Origin of the sequence: Vibrio sp. ZF57 (genome assembly GCF_001691235.1) — a bacterium.
Lineage (GTDB): Bacteria > Pseudomonadota > Gammaproteobacteria > Enterobacterales > Vibrionaceae > Vibrio > Vibrio crassostreae_C.
The window spans coordinates 15,561-36,317 of record NZ_MAKD01000002.1 but is presented as its reverse complement, the minus strand read 5'-3'; the positions used below and the strand labels follow the sequence as shown (position 1 = coordinate 36,317).

Here is a 20,757-nt window from a genome sequence, read left to right as displayed (position 1 = left end):
TTCTTTTTTTAGTATTTTACATTCTCTGTTTTTGTTATTCGGTTGCTTCACTATCCCTGCGCTTTCAGTTTTAGACGCATCGCGTGCAGCACTGGCTCGGTGTAACCGCTCGGCTGAGCACAGCCTTCGAATACCAACTGACACGCCGCTGAAAATGCAATGCTGTTTTCAAAATCAGGCGCCATGTTACGGTAACTCGGGTCGCCAGCGTTTTGCTCATCCACCACTGCGGCCATACGCTTCATGGTTTTCATTACCTGAGCTTCCTCGCAAATGCCGTGACGTAACCAGTTCGCAATATGCTGGCTTGAAATACGCAGCGTCGCTCGGTCTTCCATTAACCCTACATCGTTAATATCAGGTACCTTCGAACAACCAACGCCTTGGTCAATCCAACGAACCACATAACCCAAAATACCTTGGGTGTTGTTATCCAGTTCACTTTGAATATCTTGCGCGGTAAGCTTTTGATCGCCCAGTAACGGGATAGTAAGAATATCATCGACATTGGCTCTCACTCGCTCACGAAGCTCTTTCTGACGGCTTGGTACACTCACCTTATGATAGTGCAGCGCGTGCAAAGTCGCGGCGGTTGGAGAAGGAACCCAAGCGGTATTGGCACCCGCTTGTGGATGTCCGATTTTCGCGTCCATCATCTTCGCCATATTATCCGGCTCTGGCCACATACCTTTACCAATCTGGGCTTTACCTTGCAGGCCACAAGCTAAGCCAAGATCAACGTTCTGATCTTCGTATGCGCCAATCCAAGTCATGGTTTTCAGCTGTGTTTTAGGAGCGAATGGTCCCGCTTCCATACTGGTGTGAATCTCATCACCCGTTCGGTCTAAGAAACCTGTATTGATGAACACAACACGATCTTTAGCCGCTCGAATACATTCTTTAAGGTTAACCGAAGTACGACGCTCTTCGTCCATGATGCCGACTTTGATCGTGAATCGATCTAGCCCTAATGCATCTTCAATGCGGCCAAACAGCTCATTGGTGAACGCGACTTCTTCAGGACCATGCATCTTAGGTTTTACAATATTGATACTGTTCGCGGTCGAGTTTTGGTAAGCACTGTTCCCTTTTAAATCATGCATCGCAATTAACGAAGTGATCATGCCATCCATAATGCCTTCAGGCACTTCATTACCTTCGGCATCAATAATCGCAGGGTTAGTCATCAAGTGGCCGACATTACGGATGAACAACATGCTGCGGCCTTTTAGTGAAATCTCACCACCCGTCACGCTGGTGTATTGGCGATCGGGATTAAGGTTACGAACAATAGTTTTGCCGTTTTTCTCTAGTGATTCTTGCAGATCACCTTTCATCAAGCCTAACCAGTTACGGTAAGCCAATGCTTTGTCTTCACCATCAACTGCAGCAACCGAGTCTTCGCAATCCATAATGGTTGTTAGGGCAGCTTCGACCAACACATCTTTAATACCCGCCACATCAACGCTACCAATCGGTGCGCTTGGGTCAATTTGAATTTCGATGTGCAGATTATTGTGTTTAAGAAGAATGCACGAAGGGGAACTTGCGTCACCTTGATAGCCAATGAACTGGTCGCTATCAATGAGAGTGACTTCTTCGCCGTTATCGAGTGTCGCTATGAGCTTATTGCCGATGCTAGCGTTACTGATGCTGTATTTGGTCACGTCTTTATGAGAGACACCGTTTAATGGCGCTGCATCATCAAGGAACTCACGAGCATAAGTCACTACTTTAGCGCCACGAGCAGGGTTAAAGCTTCCGCCCTTTTCCGCGCCATCACTTTCACTGATCACGTCCGTTCCGTAGAGCGCATCATATAGACTGCCCCAACGCGCATTGGCTGCGTTAAGTGCAAAGCGTGCGTTCATGATTGGCACCACAAGCTGCGGCCCTGCTTGTGTTGCGATCTCAGGTTCTACGCTGGCTGTCGTCACTTGAAAGTCATCGCCTTCAGGAACCAAATAACCGATCTGCTGTAAGAACTGTTTGTACTCTACAGGATCGAGCGTTTGCCCGGCACGCTCTTGGTGCCAAACGTCAATTTGATGTTGAAGATCTTCACGCTTGATAAGCAATGCGCGATTTTTTGGAGCCAAATCTTCAAGGATGGTTGCAAATGATTGCCAAAAGTCTTCAGCGACAATGCCTGTTCCAGGAATCACCTGCTCATTAATTAATTGGTAGAGGGTGCTATCAATGTTCAAGCTTCCCTGTTGAATACGACTGCTCATAAAATCTCTCTCAAACTAATTTATGGCTACTCAATAAATTTTCGTGACTAGCTCAAATTTACTTTACTGACTTAAACTTACTTAACGGACATGAATTTAGCTAATTTATGCCGGTTATATTGGATATTCATATAAAAAATACCCTAAAAACTGTGTTATTCCGTTACTCCACTCTCGATTTCGTTAGCGACACTTTTAATCAAACGACGCATCCACTGGTGGTCTGGATTGGTTTGTAACAATGGACTCCACGCCATCTTCACCTCAAAGGGTTCAATCGCAAATGGCGCAGGCTTGATCAACAATCTAGGGTTATTGCGCTGCAGTTGAGCGGCTTTGGTAGGAATAGTCAGGATCAGGTTCTTCTGTTGTGCGAAGAGAATCGCCGACAAGTAGTGTCGCGTAAACACCGTGATGTTACGGGTTTTACCAATGCGCATTAGTGCTTCATCTATCCAACCAAGCTTTTGTGCTTCGCTTGGGTTTATCCCGACTCCCGTTCCCATACCAGTCTTACTTACCCAAATATGTTGCGCCTTTAAATAAGACAAAATATCGAAATTGTCGGCTATCGGGTTGTCACAACTAAATAGACAAGAAAACCCGTCGTGCCAAAGGCTCATCTGGTGAAACGACTGAGGAATATCGTCAAATCGGTTGATAATTATATCAACGGTACCTTGCTCTACATCCTGATAGCTCACATCACTTGGCGTCATTATATCCAGTCGTATTTTCGGTGCTATCTCGCTCAGTTTTTTTAATAGCGGCTGAATAATGGTCGACTCTGCATAGTCACTCGCCATGATACGAAACACGCGTTCACTGTCTTCTGCATTAAACTCTGTGGTCGGCTGCAGTGTCTTCTCTACATTCGCCAAGATGTTTCGAATCAGTGGCTGCAACTTGTGCGCGCGTTCGGTCGGTATCATCCCTTCACTTGTTCTCACTAATAGCGGGTCTTCAAACAGATCACGCAATCGGCGAAGGCCATTACTCATGGCTGGTTGAGTAATACCCAATTGATTTGCTGCTCGTGTAACGTTTCTTTCACGTAGCAACATGTCTAAATACACAAGCAAATTAAGGTCTATACGAGCAATATTCATAAGAAAAATACCGAATATAATAACTATAAATTAACAAAATTATCACATGAGTGGTTATTCTTTGTCCATAGCAAAGTTTTAATCCAAGCCAATTTGGCAACCATACCCCACGTGAAACTAAGGAATAGTTATGTCGCAAATTACACAAGATATCGAAATGATAGAAGTTGCAAAAAGCGCTGCAGGTGCTCCATGGGATGCAATCAATGCTGAATCTGCTGCTCGTATGCGAGCTCAAAACAAATTCAAAACAGGTCTAGATATCGCGCAATACACGGCAGATATCATGCGTGCGGATATGGAGGCTTACGATAAAGACAGTTCTCAATACACTCAGTCTTTAGGCTGCTGGCATGGTTTTATCGGCCAACAAAAGTTGATTTCTATTAAGAAGCACTTTGATGGCAAGACAGACCGACGCTACCTATACCTATCAGGCTGGATGGTTGCAGCACTTCGCTCAGACTTTGGTCCACTTCCAGACCAATCTATGCATGAGAAAACATCGGTTGCAGGCCTAGTAGAAGAACTATACACATTCCTGCGCCAAGCTGATGCACGTGAACTGGGTGGTTTATTCCGTGAGCTAGACGCTGCGCGTGAAGCAGGCGATGTGAACCTACAAGACCGTATTCAAGACAAAATCGACAACCACGTGACACACGTAGTGCCAATCATTGCCGATATCGATGCTGGTTTCGGTAACGCAGAAGCGACTTACCTAATGGCTAAGCAGATGATTGAAGCGGGAGCTTGTTGTCTACAAATCGAAAACCAAGTAGCCGATGAGAAACAATGTGGTCACCAAGACGGCAAAGTAACGGTTCCACACGCTGACTTCCACGCAAAACTTCGTGCGCTTCGTTACGCTTTCCTTGAGCTAGGCATCGACAACGGCATCATCGTTGCTCGTACCGATTCACAAGGTGCTGGCCTAACAAAAGAAATCGCCGTAGTGAAAGAGCCGGGCGACCAAGGTGACATCTACAACTCATACCTAGATGTTGAAGAGATTGATGTTGCTGATATGGCTGAAGGCGATGTTTGTTTCAACCGTGACGGCAAGCTAGTTCGACCTAAGCGTCTACCTTCAGGTTTATACCAATTCCGCCAAGGTACTGGTGAAGATCGTTGTGTATTTGACTGTATCGAAGCAATCAATGCAGGTGCTGACCTACTTTGGATTGAGACTGAGAAACCACACATCGGTCAAATCAAAGAGATGATGGACGGCGTACGTGAAGTACACCCTAATGCGAAACTGGTTTACAACAACTCTCCATCATTCAACTGGACGCTAAACTTCCGTCAGCAAGCTTACGATGCGATGGTAGCAGAAGGTAAAGATGTTTCAGCTTACGACCGTGCAAGCCTAATGAGCGCGGAATACGATGAAACTGAACTGTCTGCAAGCGCTGACGAGAAGATCCGTACATTCCAAGCAGACGCATCACGTGAAGCGGGTATTTTCCACCACTTGATTACGCTACCGACTTACCACACTGCTGCGCTGTCTACTGACAACCTAGCGAAAGAGTACTTCGGCGACCAAGGCATGTTAGGTTACGTTGCGAATGTTCAGCGTAAAGAAATCCGCCAAGGCATCGCATGTGTTAAACACCAAAACATGTCTGGTTCTGACATGGGTGATGACCACAAAGAGTACTTTGCTGGTGAGAACGCACTAAAAGCTGCAGGTGAAGCGAATACATCGAACCAATTTGATTAATCGCTAACGCTAAAGCCTCCCCCGTCCTTCTCTCTTACTTAGGTAAGATCCGGGGGAAGGCTTTGAGATAAAGCTTGTACTGCCAGCTTTATCTCAAAGCCTCAGATTTGTGTTCCACACCACGGTTAACCGAACAACTTCTGTTTAAGCTAACTATATACGTATTTGTTCAGATTCCTATTTGTTAAGATTCTTATTTTTTGAGAGTGCCTATGACTTCAATACCTACACACCTACAAGATGCAAAAACACTGTTATCAGAGAATGGTTTCGCGACGGGTGATACTTGGTATCACGGCACATCTTCCGCTTTATTGGCTTCTATTCAAGGCCAAGGTTTAAAACGTTCTGGAGACAAAGCGCTCAACGAAGCAGCTTCAAAAACTATGGCAACCATCGGCAACAACTATACCGAATCGGTTGAGCCAGTGTTTCTCACTCAGAGTAAAGAACTGGCGTACTACTGGGCTCAACAAACCGTTCGTGAGCGAGGCGTTCGATTCGAAGGTGAAGAACAACCTATCGTACTAGCGGTAAACCTATCTGAAAAGCAACGCACCAAAGTAAGACCGGACGTAGGCGCAATGAGTCTATTGATGATGAGTGTGGGCGAGCAATTCATGTCTCATCTCACTGAAATTTATCAAGCCAACAACATTGCAGGCCCCGACATCGAGCTTCGCACTGCCGATCGCATGGACTACCTCAATAAACTCGGTATGGCCTACATTGATGAAGACATCAGCCGAGCTTGTGTTCAGGAGTTAGCCGAGCCCGAGCTGGCCGACTGAAATCGTTCAGTGAATCAGTCTTCTTAAAAACAAAAATGGCTCCCAACACGGAGCCATTTTTATTTGCTATCAGCCTATCTCACAAGATACAGACGCATCTAGATTATGAGCACAGAAGACCTTTCTGTGCAGGTTGCGTCATTTCGATGTCACCTTGTAGAGAACGGTAAACGATGGTGTTCCACACTTCACCATTATCCATTTCAAACTCAATAGCGTAATTCAAACCCGCGACAACCTGAGTTCGCACACTCAGGATCTGCTTGAGCTCAGCTGAAGTGTTCATTTGACCAAGAACTGCGTTTAAAGCTTGCTTAGCTTCTGGTGTAATCTCACTTTGCGACCAACCACCCGTCAGGTTTTTAGTGCTGCAGATGGGGTTCGCATTCTCTTGCGGTTGAGTTGGTACTTCTGATTTCTGACTACACCCAGCTAACGCCACGACACTAAACAAGGTTGCTGTTCCAAGTAATGATGTTAATCGTACGTTCTTCATAAATTCTCTCTACCTCAATCATTTACGAGGGATTACTCGCAATAATGTTTCATATGCAGGCAAGCTTAAACCTCGAATGTCATCACTTCATCAGAGATTATGGTGTAACTACTCTATAAACACAGGAGATTGTCAGGAAAACAAGACGAGCACTGGAGCTCTGCTTTTATCCACCTGATATTTAAATCATTAAAATGAGTAGCGAGAGAATAAGCGAGTAATAATACAGACATAATTAATCAGATAATTACATACTTCACACCAAAAACATTCCTATCTCGATTAATAAGATGAGCTCATCTTGATGTGGATTGTGATATTGGTTCAAAAAATAGATATTTGAAATTATTTTATAAATCCAAAAGTTTATGCTCGACTTAATCATGTCTAATTTTAAAACTGTGATCCAACCCTACAAGTTGTTGATAATAATGTATTTTGTTCATCTTTGAATTCATTCAAATATGGAAAATCTTTATTGTTGAGGGTGAGTGCAAGTAGTAAAATCTCGCCCGATTATGCAACTTACTTCTCACACCATGGACACAAGTAAAGTTACGATTGGCTCTCTCAAAGTAACGTAACTTCAAACACATACCTAAAATCAGTGTCCTATAGATAATGCAGATCAAATAAAAATAATTATATAAACCTAGGCTAGGTTAAACATGAAATTAACGTCGTCTTTAGGCTCACTGTTGGCTAGCAGTCTGTCTATCGAAATAAAACAGCGAGCGCTGATAGAGCTCGTCATCAACACTTATCAGCCACATGAGCGCACTGAGCTTTTTCAAAACGTGACTGAATATCGTAGAAGCCAGTTAGAATTGCTTTTCCCAGAGCATCAAAACAAAAGCTACTCTGTATTGTTTGAGGTGATGGACTACCGCGATCTGATTCTGCGCTATCCAAATACACTATCTGCAGAAATTGCTCTTCTAGAACGGGCTGTAGGGCAGTGCTATATGCATTGGCTAGATTTCTGGTGTGAGTGTGAAATTGCTGCGATCAAAGCAAAATCTCCATTAAATCCAAGCTCCATTTCTCATGTCGACCTCCCTATCAATGACAGTGCTTATTACGGTGCGATCATCGAACAGATAGAACATGAGCCACTTTTGGTACAAACACCGAGTCACCCACAAGGAATGCCAATCAGCGATGCCATTGCTTTAAGCAATCTCGAGGTGTTCATCAAGGGCGAGAAATGGTTTGAGATGCTGCCTTTATTACACCTTTCTCAGGCAGGTAAGCATTTTATTCTGCTCAAGCATCCAGTCGATGAAGCCTTTCCAACACTGGTTTCCTCTGCGCTGATTCAAGACTGGTCTAAGAATGACACTTGGCTAAGTTACGCACCGCCGTTCAGCAATGAGCAATGGCAATACTGTTTACCCAATTACGGCTACGATGAACTCGCAGGGTTACAACTTTTCACACCGCCTACACTGTCAAAATGTTACTCTCTCCCAGAATTTGACCAACAATTCCAGTTACAATTGTCCGACAAAGATGCCCTGTGTGAGGTGTTACGTCTGACAGTCAGTGGCAATACCCAACAAAAGCTCTATTTCCTCTACCTTTCTCAAAAAGAGCTGATGAGTGTGTTACACCAAATAGGCTATAAGATTGGCTTCACTATTATCGAGCAACCTTTCATGCTTCAGTTTTATCAAACCATTGATTCCAATGCATACTTCCATTCTGGATATTGCGAATTAAATGACGATGGCACGACAATTTATCGTGGATTCTGGAATTTTGAGATGATGGTAAAAGCGTTCAATAATGTCGATTTTCGAAGCTACAAACGCGCAGTGCGAGAAAGCAGAAAGTCATTAGAAAAGTCGCGCTCGGCAGGAAAAACTAGCTCGGTGAAAAAGGATGAACATGTTTGATTTCGGCCTAGAGGCGATCATCTATGCAAAAGCAATCACACTGCTTGCAACCGTGGCTGTGGTTGTCATGTGGTTGTTCTATTACTGCTATCGCCTGAAACAGAAGAACGAAGTGATCGCAGGGACACACCATGCCCCTTACATCGCGTATTCGATCTGCATTGTTGCGTGGATCAGCAGTAACGCTTATTTCCATACCGACTTATTACCGGAACTTGGGGCCTCGGCCGCCGTGTTCGCCGCAAAGTTTGCCAACCTCGCCTCGTTCTTTGCGTTTGCCTTTGCCTATTACTTCTCGTGCAAACTCGCCGCTGAACAACGTAATGGTAAGGTTCATGTGTGGCAGCAAGCCATTTTCGTCACCCTGACCGTCTACTCCTTCTTTATCAATTTAAGTCCGGGGTTAACCGTTGAACACGTCACCATTGCAGGCCCAAGCCAGTTCGTGATTGAGTTTGGCCCGCATACGCCGTACTTCTTTATTGGGATGATTAGCTTTGCAGTGCTAACACTACTCAACCTGGTGGCCATGCGCGCCAACAGCAGCAAGCTAACTTTAGCCAAAACCAACTATATGATCGCCGGCATTTTAGTCTTCATGCTGTCTACTGCGACGATCCACCTAGGCATGACCTACTTCTTGCGTGATTTCTCGCTCACTTGGCTGCCACCAGCTTTGTCGATAAGTGAAATGTTGTTCGTTGGCTATGCCCTGCTGACCTCGCGCTTCTACAGCGTGAAATACCTGGCGTACATGAGCCTAAATGCGATGTTGGTTTGTGCTATTTTGGTGATCCCTTTTGGCGCGATATTTATCCCGCTGACAGACGACAGTCAATGGCTTGTTGCTATCCCAATCTGCGCGATTATCGGCATCACGTGGCATGTTCTCTACAAGCGCGTAAGCCACTACGCCTCGTTCTTTGTCTACGGAAACAAGAAAACGCCAGTACAACAGATCCTCTCACTAGAAGACGATTTCAAGCTGTCGATTGATGATGCAATGCGTCGATTAGGTAGCCTATTGCAGATTCCCGAAGACAAGTTGCGTCTGGTGAACAGCAACTACAACGAAACCTTCTACGAAGATTACCTGTCTACCAACAAGTCCGTTTTAGTGTTCGATGAGCTGTCTCAGGAGCTTGATTACACCGCACCAGCCAAGCGCTCGATAAAAGCCCTATATGACAAGATGAGCTCCAACGATACCGCTTTGGTGATGCCTCTATTCGGCCAGGGGAAATCGGTCACGCACTTGTTAGTATCGTCACACAAGAGCAACGATCAGATGTTCTCTAACGAAGAGATCTCTGCCCTGCAAACCTTGTTAACTCGAGTACAAAGCACTATCGAAGCCGATAGACGCATCCGCCAAAGCCGTGCCCTTGCTAACTCAATCGCTCATGAAATGCGTAACCCACTGGCTCAAGTGCAATTGCAATTTGAACTATTAAAACAGCACATTGATAATCAAGCTCCAGCGAAACAGATCTTACTTGATATTGAGAACGGCCAAGCTGCGATTCAACGTGGTCGACAGCTGATTGATATCATCTTGCGCGAAGTCAGTGACAGTACGCCTGAACACGGCCCTGTGGCCATGACCTCTATCCACAAAGCCGTAGATCAAGCCGTAAGCCACTATGGTTTTGAGAATGAAAAGATCATTGAACGCATTCGTTTACCACAACACGCTGATTTTGTAGCAAAGCTCAATGAAACCTTATTCAATTTCGTTATTTTCAACCTGATACGTAATGCAATCTATTACTTTGATTCTTATCCAGAAAGCCAAATTGAGATCAGCACCAACACCGGACCGTACGAGAACGTTCTAATATTCCGAGATACCGGCCCCGGCATTGACGAAGCCATTACACATAAAATTTTTGATGATTTCTTCTCTTACCAAAAAAGCGGTGGTAGCGGCCTAGGGCTCGGTTATTGCCAACGAGTGATGCGTTCATTTGGCGGCCGAGTTGAGTGCCACTCTAAACTTGGGGAGTTTACTGAGTTCCACCTGTACTTCCCGGTGGTACCCAATGCCCCCAAAGCAGACGCACTTCGTACGCCTTACTTCGATGATTGGAAAGGTAATCAAACCGCAACTGAAAACAAAACCAACGCTGAAGCTAAGCCAGATAACCAAGCAGAAACGCAAAGTTCAGAACCAACAAGTACGCTAACCCCAGAGAATCATTTGGCTCCAACCGTGCTTATCGTCGATGACAAAGAGGTACAACGCACGCTTGTTCAGATGTACCTGAGTCGACTTGGTGTAAATAGCTTGCAAGCCAAAAACGGTGAGAATGCCGTCGAGCTGTTCAAAACACACAAGGTCGATTTGATCTTAATGGACGTACAAATGCCGATAATGAATGGTTTTGACGCAAGCCAAATCATCAAGGCACGCTCTCCTCAAACGCCAATCATTGCTTTGTCTGGCGAATCAGGACAGCACGAGTTAGATATGATCAGCAAGTTGATGGATGGTCGCCTAGAGAAACCAACCTCCTTGAAAGTGCTGCAACACGTGCTCGATAACTGGCTTGAAAAAGACTGGGCGTCGAATGCTCCCAAAGAAACCGAAGATGAAGAGTAAATTCAGGAAAACACGAATCGCCATTTTTCCAGTTGATTACTGTCTGCCTCACAACTTTCCTTTAATTATTCATCAAAAAGCCAGCCGAACAAGGCTGGCTCTATCAGAACTAAACGCTCTAATTAATCTAAAAGTGAACGAACATAATCAGCGATTTCTTGGTTATGGCAATGCTCAAAGAAGCATTGTTGGAAACGTTCGCTGCCAACCGCTGTTTTCACTAGATCTTGGTCGATGGCTCTCAGAGAATCAATAAAGTTATCTTTTACCACCGCCGCTTTCACTTCATTCAAAATTGCTGCATTACGTTGCTGTGGTTCTGCACGCTCTAGTGGATACCCATTACCACGCTCGCCTGTGAACGCTTTTTCAAAGATATAACGAATGTTGAGTTCACCTGCCCAGCCAAAGCCTTTAGCAAAAGCGAGAGCGAGAGCATTACCGTTGTTAATTTGGTTAAACAAGAAAGCATCTGATGGCTCTAGGCAGTAACCACAAACCACCCCCGGATGCAGGTTCAGTGACATCAAAGCACCTTGGCCAGTGCCACATCCTGTCACAACAAAGTCAACAGCCTTTGAGTTAATCAGAATGCTCGCCATAATACCTAGATGAATATACGTTAAGTGGTGATCGTTCTCGTCTGTCATTCCTAGGTTGAAGACATCGTGACCAAAACCACCAGCAACTGACTCTAGTTCAGCTGATACCATAGCATTTTTGCCTGCTTGACTGTTTTCCATCATTAAAGCGATTTTCATTTATCTTCTCCTGCAAGATTGCTGCAAACTCAAAATTTAGAATAAAAAACTAATTAGCGTGCTAACCAACCACCGTCAACAGCAATGGTATAGCCATTAATGTAATCCGATGCTGATGATGCTAAGAACACACAAGGACCTGCGATATCTTGCGGTTTACCCCAACGTTCAGCCGGAATACGCTCAAGAATCGCTTGATTACGCTCAGCATCTTCACGCAGAGCTTGAGTATTGTTCGTTTCCATATAACCGGGGGCTATCGCATTCACGTTGATATTATCGCGCGCCCATTCGTTCGCCATCGCACGTGTCACGCCCATCACAGCACTTTTTGAAGCCGTATAGGAAGGAACTCGAATGCCACCTTGGAATGAGAGCATCGATGCAATGTTAATGATCTTTCCGCCAGTACCTTGAGCCTTAAATTGCTTTGCAACAGCCTGAGACATAAAGAACACCGTCTTGGTGTTCACGTTCATTACGTCATCCCAATCTTGCTCTGAGAACTCAATAGCATCTTGGCGGCGAATAATTCCTGCATTGTTCACGAGAATGTCGACTTGGCCAAACTCAGCCAAAGTGCGCTCTATAACCCCTGGAATGCACGCTTGCTCGAGAAGATCAGCACTCACGTTTAGGAACGAATGACCTGCTGCACTCATTTTCTCAATAGTCTCTTCAGGCTCTGTTCGGTTAACACCGACAACCTTACAACCGGCTTCCGCTAGGCCTAATGCAATACCTTGCCCAAGCCCCGTGTTACAGCCCGTCACTATCGCTACTTTACCTTCCAGACTGAATGACTCTAAGATCATGCTCGCTTCCTCAATTACATTGGATTCATTGCGTATCGTTATTACCAATAATTAAATCATACAATAAGATGTAAATACGAGAGCGACGTTGTAGAAGTTCGATCTTGCACCAAAATCAGTCGAACAAGTGAAACGGCACCACAAACTAAATGAATAGGGGAAAGTGATTTGAAGACGAGAAACCTATAACCCACTATGAACAATGAGTTCGAAGATCACCCAAACCAGATATTGTAGGGATTTGACAACAATTCATGATTTAAAAGAGTAAAAGGGTTATACATAATAATGTGTTATCTAAATTACTGAAATTATCATGACGCTCAAAGAGATCCTTAAAATTCCCAATGTCCGCTACTTCTTAATGTTTAGAAGCAGCTACTTTGCGCGTTTTTACTACCCTATATTCACCCTACTTTATTTAGATTACGGGTTAACCCTGTCTCAATTCGCGATGCTCAATGTAGTTTGGGCGGCCACCATTGTGCTTGCTGAAGTACCGTCGGGTGCATTCGCCGATACCTTAGGCCGCAAGAAACTGGTGGTGCTGTCTTCGATTGTGATGTTTGTTGAGATCGCCATGATAGCGCTCGTACCAACCGGAAACCCAGACTTGGTGTTCATTGTTTTTCTGATTAACCGGATTCTCAGTGGCTTAGCGATGGCACTGGCCAGCGGTGCTGACGAGGCATTGGCTTACGACACCTTAAAAGAACAAGGCAATGAAGAGTTGTGGCCTCGAGTGCTGCAAATCCAGCTTCGTGTCGCCTCAACGGTCGGTATCTTTGTCACACTAATTGGTGCGGCGATGTACGACGTGAATTTTATGACGAACATCTTTCATTTCCTTGGACTAGCCGAACCAGAAAGCACCAAAGATCTGATGCGTATTCCTGTGTTCGCCACCCTATTTGTAGCGATGATCGCTATCTATGCCGCGATTAATATGCGCGAAGAAAAGAAGGTGATGCCAAGCGGTCAAAGCAAATTGGCAACCACCATCTCAAGTCTTAAATTGACGATCGATGCAGGTAAATGGGTATTCGCTACGCCTTACGTGCTGTTCATCTTGCTCTACTACAGCCTATTCGAACACACCTCACGCATGTTCCTAACCATGAACAGCCAATACTATCTGGCGATTGATATTCCAATTATCTACTTTGGTTTTATTGGTGCGGGTATCAGCTTGCTTAAGATTATATTGGCAGGACAAAGCCGAAGATTAGGAGAGAGTATGGAGGCTAAAACCTTCATTGTGGTTATGGGATTGGCAAGCATGGCGACTTATTACTGGATCAGTTTAGGTTGGTCGATTTACGGAGTCATTCCGGCACTGGTATTAATCTTTATCATCATGACGATGAACATTTTCATCAGCTACCACCTGAATAAAAAGACCGAATCGCACAACAGAGCCACGGTCCTCAGTTTTAAAGGGCTGATGTTTAACCTCGGATACGGTCTGATCGGTATCTTGTACGCTTACTACTATAAGTTGGTGTCTCAGGGCTACACCGAACAAGAAATAGAACAGAACCTTGCCTTCTTGGCCTCACTGTCTTCTTTTTTCTATTACTTCACCTTACTGTTCGTTTTGATCAGCGCGCTGTTCTACTTCAAGAACAGAAAAGAAGCGATTTTCTAAACAATCGATTGATGTCGAGTGACAAGTAAATGAAGCCGTTAAGGTTTACAGCGCAAGTTTTAAAGACCGAATATTCTTCAAAACCGAGCGATTCACGCAACTGACTATTGCTTATTAAAAGAACAAGTCGCTTCTTATATTGGTTTTATTTGTTAATATAATCAGCAAATTACATAACACATGGACGCGTCATGTCTTTTAGTTGGATAGCCTTTACTCTCCTTGCTGCCTTTAGCCAATCTTGGCGCAATGCCTTTCAAAGTAAATTAAGTGGCACCATGAGCGTGGCTGGCGTGACGTTGGCGCGTTTTATTTGGGCTGGCCCAATCGCCCTTATTTACCTCTACACCCTCTATCAATGGCAGCCAGTCTCCGCACCGGATTTTTCGGGTGAGTTTGTTTTCTATATTGTTGCTGCCGCCATCATGCAGATCCTCGCGACCGGCTTAATGGTGATGCTGTTCAAGCTAGAAAACTATGCGATAGGCGCAGGCTTAGCCAAGTGTGAAGCCCCCGTATCTGCTGTGCTATCCGTATTGTTTTTTGGTACTGCTTTGACACTAACAGGTTGGGTCGGCGTACTTATTGGTACTTTAGGCGTGCTAATCATGAGTAGCGCTTCTGGCTGGCGAAGCTTGTCCCCGAAAGTGTTCTTATTAGGTATGGCGTGTAGCACCGCCTTTGCTTTAACGTCTCTTTGGGTACGGGAAGCAAGTTTGAGCATAGGGTTGCCCTTCCCTCATAGCGCTGCTTGGGTGCTGTTCCTCGTCATTTCCCTTCAGACAGTGATTATCTGTACGTATCTCTTTTTCAGAGAACGCGACACGCTGCGCCTGATATTCAAGAAGTCGAAACTGGTCGTAATGACAAGCCTAGCGAGTGTTATCGGTTCTCTGGGTTGGTTTAGCGCGATGTCGCTTCAAGCCGTGCCGTACGTAAAGACACTCGGGCAAGTCGAAGTGATCTTCATGGTGTTGATATCCTATTTCTGGTTAGGGCAAAGCATCGCGCGCAAAGACATTCTTGCGCTCATCTTGCTTTCTATCGCAGCAGTATTGGTTATGTGGCAGTGACGAGCTCGTTAATATGACTAGGACAAATTGAAGTCATATTGCGACCGTTTGTTTTCGCTTGATATAACGCTTTGTCGGCTCGGCTAATAAACCCATTCCAACTCTCATGCGGGTGAAGCTGAGCAACACCAAAACTCGATGTCAGAAACATCTCATGTTCTTGTACTGCTGATACCTCTGAAATAGACAATCGTAACTTGCAGGCAATAACCTGAGCTTGTTGGAAATCGACATTAGGCAATAAAATCATTATCTCGTCTCCGCCAAAACGAAACGCACTGGCTTTAGGCGATGTTTTTATCGCACTTTGAACCATTTCAGCAAAAGACTTGATCACGAGGTCACCTACAATGTGTCCGTGTTGGTCATTGATCGACTTAAAATTATCAATATCCATCATAATGGCACTAACAGGTGCAGTTTCCGCCTGCTTCATGATAACTGGAACCATCTCATCTAATGCTCTGCGGTTTCCAAGTGCCGTTAAAGGGTCGCTGTAAGACAGCTCGTGAATAGACCTAAGCAACCTTGCATTAATCAACCAGAGCATTGTGAAGCTCATCGACACGATAAGAACAATACTCATTAAAAAGGCAAGTTGATGAATGAGTGCGGCTGCCATGAAATCCTGAAGCTCAGTTGAAAATAGCGTCACCAGTACTCGGAAAACCATAAACCCACCATATATCAAAAATGATAAGGCCATCATTCGAGTTGCTAGGGTCAAGTCATCACGTTGACCCTTTAACACCACAAAGGCAGTGCAAAGAGTAACAAAGGCCAAATATAAACTAATGAGAATAATTCGAGCTTTGATGGAAGGTTCATAGTACGTGAAGTGAATAAAACCTAGCAAAAGAGCCAACATCATCAGACTGCTGAGGTAGGTGCATTTTAGGGAATATTCTCGAAACAGGCACAAGCTATACAAAGCGAGATGAAAGCCAAGCGCAATGACCATGTTGGAGCCAATAACAGTGATCCAATCAGGGAGTTCCCCTCTTAGGCTCAACATCAACGGCCCACTTCCGATAACAAATATTGAAATGGAAAAAATTGAAAGCCCTTTAATGGACTGTTGGGTAAATTGGAACAGCAACAAGCCAATGCAGTAAATGAAAGAGAACAAAATAATAATAAAATTAAGTGTTCTCATATCCAGCGAAAAACCATCCATGATTTTCTATCTTCCCTAAGCCAATTAAATCACAATATGGTCAATAATTATCTAAACAATAAATTTATTCACTATATGAATCATTACACTTTGTAAAATAGGGGATGTGTCACATATGGGGAGATCTGTATCGCATGAGTCCATGACATGGATAGACATGTAAAAGTCGTCCCCCATATGGCTTCATAGCATCACGGAATCTACAAGCTTCTGCACACGTTACTTGGTTGAATGACGACTGTCTGGCATTATGCGCCCAAGAAATCTGTGGTTATTACACAGAAAAGAATGAACGAAGGTAATCAGTGGTAGAAAACAGCCAACAATTAAGTGACCGTTACGACGAACATGGTTACTTTGTTATCAGAAATTATTTCGATGAAGCTCAAATTACATCGCTTAGAAAAGTCGTGCTGAAATTCCATGAATCATGGAAAGCAGACAACGAAGAATTCTATAAAGAAGAAGCATTTAACTCGTCTTTAATTACGGGAAGCGAGTATTTGCCTGCCGACGATAGAAGCGTGCTTTTCGACTTCATCAGCTCGAAACAAGTGATGGATGTGGTTGATGCGGTGATTCCGAACAAGCCGGCATTCATGAATACACAGCTGTTTTTCAACCCAGTAAACCCGCAGCAAAAAGACTTCTGGCATCGTGACTGTCAATACGACTACGACATTGATGACCAGATGAAAGTCATCATGGAAACCCAAGTATTGCATCTGCGAGTGCCCCTTTTTGATGAGCCCGGCATGGAACTTATCCCCGGCACGCACAAACGTTGGGATAACGAAGAAGAGTACAATGTTCGCCAAGAAGAAAACGGCAAAGTGAGCAGCGATGACATCTCTGGTGGTAAGCAGATACCGTTAGCCGCAGGTGACTTATTGGTGTTTTCAGCGGATATGATCCACCGAGGCCGATATGGCTTGGATCGTTTGGCTTTGGATATTTTGATCTTCGATTCGGCGGCAGACTATGTCGACTACGTTGATGACGACTGTTTACCGACGCCAGCTATGTTAAGCAATATTAGCGACCCAAGGTTGTTTATGAACACGCTACACTTAAAATCAATGCAGTACTCATAATCCATAAAGGTGCCCAAACTATGACTGACACTAAGCAAAATACCCGAATTAGCCAGTTCCGTTTCGGTCAGCCAAAAGAATCTCTCAAGTTAGAACATGTCGCTTTAGGGGTACTAGACAAAGATAAAGTTCGCGTACAAATTGAAGCGACTAACATCAACCCTAGTGATCTGTTGTCGATTTATGGTGTGGGCCAATACAAACATAGCCATCAGCCGCCGAGAGTACCGGGATTTGAAGCGGTAGGAAGGATTGTAGAATCCAGCAGTGCTGAGTTTATAGTGAATCAACGAGTGCTTGTGGCAACCAGTGGAACATGGCAGAACTATGTCGATGTATCACCAGATGATCTGTTCCAAATTCCTCAACATTTAGACAATGGCTACGCCTGTCAGTTGTACATTAATGCGCTAACCGCATGGGTGCTAACGACAGAAATAGCCAAGCTGACCCAAGAGGATGTGTTGATCATCAACGCGGGCAGTTCAGCCATCGGTAAGATCTTCTCCCAGTTATCAGCATCACTCGGCTTCAACATCATTGTCGTTACATCACAGCAGACACAATACCCTGCCACTTCCTGTTGGGTGATAGATGCGAACGCTGATCTAGTTTCTCAAATTAAGGCATTAGGCTTGCCTATGCCAACCGTTGCCTTTGATGCGATTGGCGGCTCACCCGGAACCGATCTTGTTCACACCCTTGGCAACAACGGGCGCTTTATCAACTATGGGACGCTGTCGTTGGATTTTTACGAGCCACGCTTCTTTGAGTACGCGAAAAACCAACACATCGATTTCAGCACCTTCTTCTTGCGTTATTGGGAGGAAGCAGAAGGTAAAGATGTTCGCCGTGATAAGTTCACGACCATGCTAGATCACTTCATCACAAACGACATTCAGCTCGACGTTGACCGCTATCTACCATTCGATGAAGTGCAAACCGCGATTGATCTCATTGAATCGAAAACCACACGCCTAGAGGGCAAGATCATCTTACTGCCACAGTAAGTGAGAGTTGGACGATATATACCTTGTTTATTTCAACAGGCAAGACGTTCAACAGCTTACAAGCGTGCTTGTTAATACACCATCGCTTAGGAAGTTTGATTAAAGAAATCGAAGATTGAAAAGATAGCGAAGAGTTGTGGTGCATTTCTCCATAACTTAATTGGTTACGAGATGGTCATGAATCACATTTATTTGAAACATCAATTAGTTATATCATTAGAAATATGATACTGATCACCCATAAGATAACCTCGATTCTATATGGTAGCGTCATACTTAAAACCACGATGTGAACATACTTATGAAAAGACACATACTATCAAGCGCCATCCTACTCTCTCTAGCCTTTCCCACCTTTGCAGCTGATGGCGATATACACGATGTCACGATACTGGGTACTTCAGATATCCACGGTCATTTTATGGCGTGGGATTACGCGGCAGATAAACTCAACACTCGTGGTAGCTTGAGCCAAATCGCGACCAAAGTTGGTGAGATCCGCAAAGAGCAATCTAACATTATCCTTGTCGACGCTGGCGATACCATCCAAGGCAACTTCGTAGAAACCTTCAAAGACGAGCCCGTTGATCCAATGATGCTTGGCTTTAATCACATGAAATACGATGTGTGGGTTTTAGGTAACCACGAATTCGACTTTGGCCTCAAAACCCTCAACAGGGCCGTTACCCAATTTAAAGGGCAGTCTCTCGGTGGCAACATCAAGAACAAAAACGGAAACCCATTCCTGCCTGGTTACACCATCCTAGAACGCGGTGGCATTAAGATCGGCGTGATCGGAATGGATACCCCAATGACGGAGGTCTTTGCGCAAGGTACCAACCGTTTAGAAGGCGTCACTTTCACTAATCCAACCTTGGAAGTGAAGAAAATCGTCAAAGAGATTGATGATAAAGTGGATGCCATCATATTGGTTGCCCATATGGGAATTGAGAACGAGAATGACATTGCCGACACCGGTGTCACCGACATTGCCAATGCAAACCCAGAGCTTGATGCCATCGTCGCTGGCCACATGCACACTCGCATCGATAAAGCCGTTGTAAATGGCGTTATTATTACTGAACCCGACAGATATGGCCGCGCCCTATCTCGTATCGATCTTCAATTTGAAGAGCGCGATGGCACATTCACTCTCGTCAACAAAGACAGCTTCACCTATAAAATTAAAGGTATCGACTCTGATGAGAATATGGACGAGTTATACCAGCCTTACCACAAACAACTCCGAGAAATGGCGAACAGACCTGTCGCTCAACTTACCGGCGTTGATTTAGTCCCAGAAAACGAAATCCGCGGTATCCCTCAAGTCCATGTTCAAGACACAGGCATCAGTGCGCTATTCCAAGAAGCGAGCTTCTTCTATGCACCTAAAGCCAATGTCATCGCACTTCAAATAGACAACGACAATGCCGAGCTCGATGTTGGCCCAATCAAAGCCAAAGACATCGCGTACAACTACCAATACGCAGGTGGCGAAATCACTGTCTACCAGATGACAGGCAAAGAGCTGAGAACCTACATGGAATGGTCTGCGGGCTACTTCAACTCAGTACAACCTGGCGATGTAACCTACAGCTTTAACCCTGAACGCAGAGCATCAAAATACTCGACCAATGACTTCTTCGCGGGCGTGGCTTATACCATCGACCTTACTCAGCCTGCAGGTACACGCATTACCAACCTCGCGTTTGCAGATGGCACTCCGGTTACAGATCAAACAGAAATCCGTATTGGTATGAATAGCTATCGAATGGGTCATCTAACCAAGAAAGGCGGCGTGCTAGAAGGCGAATCGTTCCCTGTACTCTTTGATACGGAAGCAGAGTATGGAGAAGAAGCAGGCACGATCCGTAACATGACTATCAAGTATCTTAAAGAAGAAAAGAACGGTCAGTATGAAGGTAAACCTCAGCAACGTTGGGCACTTTCTGGTTTAGAGAGTCGTTACAATGAACAACGAGAGATAGTGAAGTCATTGATTAATGATAAAACCATATCAATCCCAACCAGTGACGATGGCCGCTACACAAACATCGCTTCTATCAACGTAAAAGAACTGATGTTCAAATCTGACGAAGCGAAACAAGCTGCCATAACCACACGCGAAAAGAAACTGGCGCAAGCAACTGAGCAAGAGAGTAAGCAGATCAAACGCGAAATCACTCTGATTGAAGCGCTCAATTAATCCCTGACCTCAAACCAATAACGACTTAACGACGCTTAGAGCGTGGTTAGGTCGTTTTTGTTCCCATTTTCCAACACCACATCTGTACTGAGTAAAACGGTTAATATTGGATGA

15 protein-coding genes are annotated in these 20,757 nt (G+C 44.6%); 9 read left to right on the top strand and 6 right to left on the bottom strand.

Annotation, left to right across the window (positions count from 1 at the left end; translation table 11 throughout):
* Positions 1-50: 50 nt before the first annotated feature.
* Complete coding sequence (locus tag A6D97_RS00260; protein WP_065583554.1) at positions 51-2,234, bottom strand: malate synthase G; 2,184 nt, start codon at positions 2,232-2,234, stop codon at positions 51-53.
* 155 nt (positions 2,235-2,389) lie between these two features.
* A complete protein-coding gene (locus tag A6D97_RS00255; protein WP_009845781.1) occupies positions 2,390-3,343 on the bottom strand; it encodes a LysR family transcriptional regulator in 954 nt (317 codons plus the stop codon).
* Between the two features lie 130 nt (positions 3,344-3,473).
* On the opposite strand from A6D97_RS00255, the gene A6D97_RS00250 reads away from it, so the two are divergent.
* The gene (locus tag A6D97_RS00250; RefSeq protein WP_065583553.1) at positions 3,474-5,072 is read left to right on the top strand and encodes an isocitrate lyase; all 1,599 of its coding nucleotides are present in this window, start codon (positions 3,474-3,476) and stop codon (positions 5,070-5,072) included.
* A 212-nt stretch (positions 5,073-5,284) separates the two neighbouring features.
* On the top strand, positions 5,285-5,863 hold the full coding sequence (locus A6D97_RS00245) for a hypothetical protein (RefSeq protein ID WP_017059982.1): 579 nt from the start codon (positions 5,285-5,287) through the stop codon (positions 5,861-5,863).
* Positions 5,864-5,966: 103 nt separating this feature from the next.
* On the opposite strand, the gene A6D97_RS00240 is transcribed toward A6D97_RS00245, so the two are convergent.
* Positions 5,967-6,359 (bottom strand): cystatin domain-containing protein, encoded by a 393-nt coding sequence (locus A6D97_RS00240; protein WP_017066034.1) that lies wholly within the window; start codon positions 6,357-6,359, stop codon positions 5,967-5,969.
* A gap of 668 nt (positions 6,360-7,027) precedes the next feature.
* Here A6D97_RS00240 and A6D97_RS00235 point away from each other — a divergent pair.
* Together A6D97_RS00235 and A6D97_RS00230 are read left to right on the top strand one after the other, a co-directional pair.
* Complete coding sequence (locus tag A6D97_RS00235) at positions 7,028-8,257, top strand: acyl-homoserine-lactone synthase (RefSeq protein ID WP_065583552.1); 1,230 nt, start codon at positions 7,028-7,030, stop codon at positions 8,255-8,257.
* Positions 8,250-10,859, top strand: coding sequence for a hybrid sensor histidine kinase/response regulator (locus A6D97_RS00230; protein WP_065583551.1), 2,610 nt, complete (start codon positions 8,250-8,252; stop codon positions 10,857-10,859). Before A6D97_RS00235 ends, A6D97_RS00230 begins: the two co-directional genes overlap by 8 nt.
* Before the next feature lie 122 nt (positions 10,860-10,981).
* On the opposite strand, the gene A6D97_RS00225 is transcribed toward A6D97_RS00230, so the two are convergent.
* Complete coding sequence (locus tag A6D97_RS00225) at positions 10,982-11,620, bottom strand: RpiB/LacA/LacB family sugar-phosphate isomerase (RefSeq protein WP_065583550.1); 639 nt, start codon at positions 11,618-11,620, stop codon at positions 10,982-10,984.
* Between the two features lie 53 nt (positions 11,621-11,673).
* Positions 11,674-12,435 (bottom strand): 2-dehydro-3-deoxy-D-gluconate 5-dehydrogenase KduD, encoded by a 762-nt coding sequence (gene kduD, locus A6D97_RS00220; RefSeq protein ID WP_017067926.1) that lies wholly within the window; start codon positions 12,433-12,435, stop codon positions 11,674-11,676.
* A 316-nt stretch (positions 12,436-12,751) separates the two neighbouring features.
* Between kduD and A6D97_RS00215 the strand changes: the two genes are divergently transcribed.
* Together A6D97_RS00215 and A6D97_RS00210 are read left to right on the top strand one after the other, a co-directional pair.
* Entirely contained in the window at positions 12,752-14,083 is a 1,332-nt protein-coding gene (locus tag A6D97_RS00215) for an MFS transporter (RefSeq protein ID WP_065583549.1), read from the top strand.
* A 191-nt stretch (positions 14,084-14,274) separates the two neighbouring features.
* On the top strand, positions 14,275-15,156 hold the full coding sequence (locus tag A6D97_RS00210) for a DMT family transporter (RefSeq protein WP_017067924.1): 882 nt from the start codon (positions 14,275-14,277) through the stop codon (positions 15,154-15,156).
* Here A6D97_RS00210 and A6D97_RS00205 read toward each other — a convergent pair.
* Complete coding sequence (locus A6D97_RS00205) at positions 15,143-16,333, bottom strand: GGDEF domain-containing protein (protein ID WP_065583548.1); 1,191 nt, start codon at positions 16,331-16,333, stop codon at positions 15,143-15,145. The two genes, A6D97_RS00210 and A6D97_RS00205, sit on opposite strands and share 14 nt — an antisense overlap.
* Positions 16,334-16,638: 305 nt before the next feature.
* Here A6D97_RS00205 and A6D97_RS00200 point away from each other — a divergent pair, with 305 nt between their 5' ends.
* The 3 genes from A6D97_RS00200 to A6D97_RS00190 all read left to right on the top strand — a co-directional run bounded on the left by A6D97_RS00200 (position 16,639) and on the right by A6D97_RS00190 (position 20,643).
* Entirely contained in the window at positions 16,639-17,427 is a 789-nt protein-coding gene (locus A6D97_RS00200; protein WP_065583547.1) for a phytanoyl-CoA dioxygenase family protein, read from the top strand.
* Positions 17,428-17,447: 20 nt separating this feature from the next.
* A complete protein-coding gene (locus tag A6D97_RS00195) occupies positions 17,448-18,437 on the top strand; it encodes a zinc-dependent alcohol dehydrogenase family protein (protein WP_017059992.1) in 990 nt (329 codons plus the stop codon).
* A gap of 301 nt (positions 18,438-18,738) precedes the next feature.
* Positions 18,739-20,643 (top strand): bifunctional UDP-sugar hydrolase/5'-nucleotidase, encoded by a 1,905-nt coding sequence (locus tag A6D97_RS00190; protein WP_029235202.1) that lies wholly within the window; start codon positions 18,739-18,741, stop codon positions 20,641-20,643.
* Positions 20,644-20,757 lie beyond the last annotated feature (114 nt).

Coding starts and splice junctions, on each gene's coding strand:
- A6D97_RS00235 (WP_065583552.1), top strand. CDS start 7,028: ATGAAATTAACGTCGTCTTTAGGCTCACTGTTGGCTAGCAGTCTGTCT.
- A6D97_RS00195 (WP_017059992.1), top strand. CDS start 17,448: ATGACTGACACTAAGCAAAATACCCGAATTAGCCAGTTCCGTTTCGGT.
- A6D97_RS00245 (WP_017059982.1), top strand. CDS start 5,285: ATGACTTCAATACCTACACACCTACAAGATGCAAAAACACTGTTATCA.
- A6D97_RS00215 (WP_065583549.1), top strand. CDS start 12,752: ATGACGCTCAAAGAGATCCTTAAAATTCCCAATGTCCGCTACTTCTTA.
- kduD (WP_017067926.1), bottom strand. CDS start 12,435: ATGATCTTAGAGTCATTCAGTCTGGAAGGTAAAGTAGCGATAGTGACG.
- A6D97_RS00255 (WP_009845781.1), bottom strand. CDS start 3,343: ATGAATATTGCTCGTATAGACCTTAATTTGCTTGTGTATTTAGACATG.
- A6D97_RS00250 (WP_065583553.1), top strand. CDS start 3,474: ATGTCGCAAATTACACAAGATATCGAAATGATAGAAGTTGCAAAAAGC.
- A6D97_RS00240 (WP_017066034.1), bottom strand. CDS start 6,359: ATGAAGAACGTACGATTAACATCATTACTTGGAACAGCAACCTTGTTT.
- A6D97_RS00205 (WP_065583548.1), bottom strand. CDS start 16,333: ATGGATGGTTTTTCGCTGGATATGAGAACACTTAATTTTATTATTATT.
- A6D97_RS00260 (WP_065583554.1), bottom strand. CDS start 2,234: ATGAGCAGTCGTATTCAACAGGGAAGCTTGAACATTGATAGCACCCTC.
- A6D97_RS00230 (WP_065583551.1), top strand. CDS start 8,250: ATGTTTGATTTCGGCCTAGAGGCGATCATCTATGCAAAAGCAATCACA.
- A6D97_RS00210 (WP_017067924.1), top strand. CDS start 14,275: ATGTCTTTTAGTTGGATAGCCTTTACTCTCCTTGCTGCCTTTAGCCAA.
- A6D97_RS00190 (WP_029235202.1), top strand. CDS start 18,739: ATGAAAAGACACATACTATCAAGCGCCATCCTACTCTCTCTAGCCTTT.
- A6D97_RS00225 (WP_065583550.1), bottom strand. CDS start 11,620: ATGAAAATCGCTTTAATGATGGAAAACAGTCAAGCAGGCAAAAATGCT.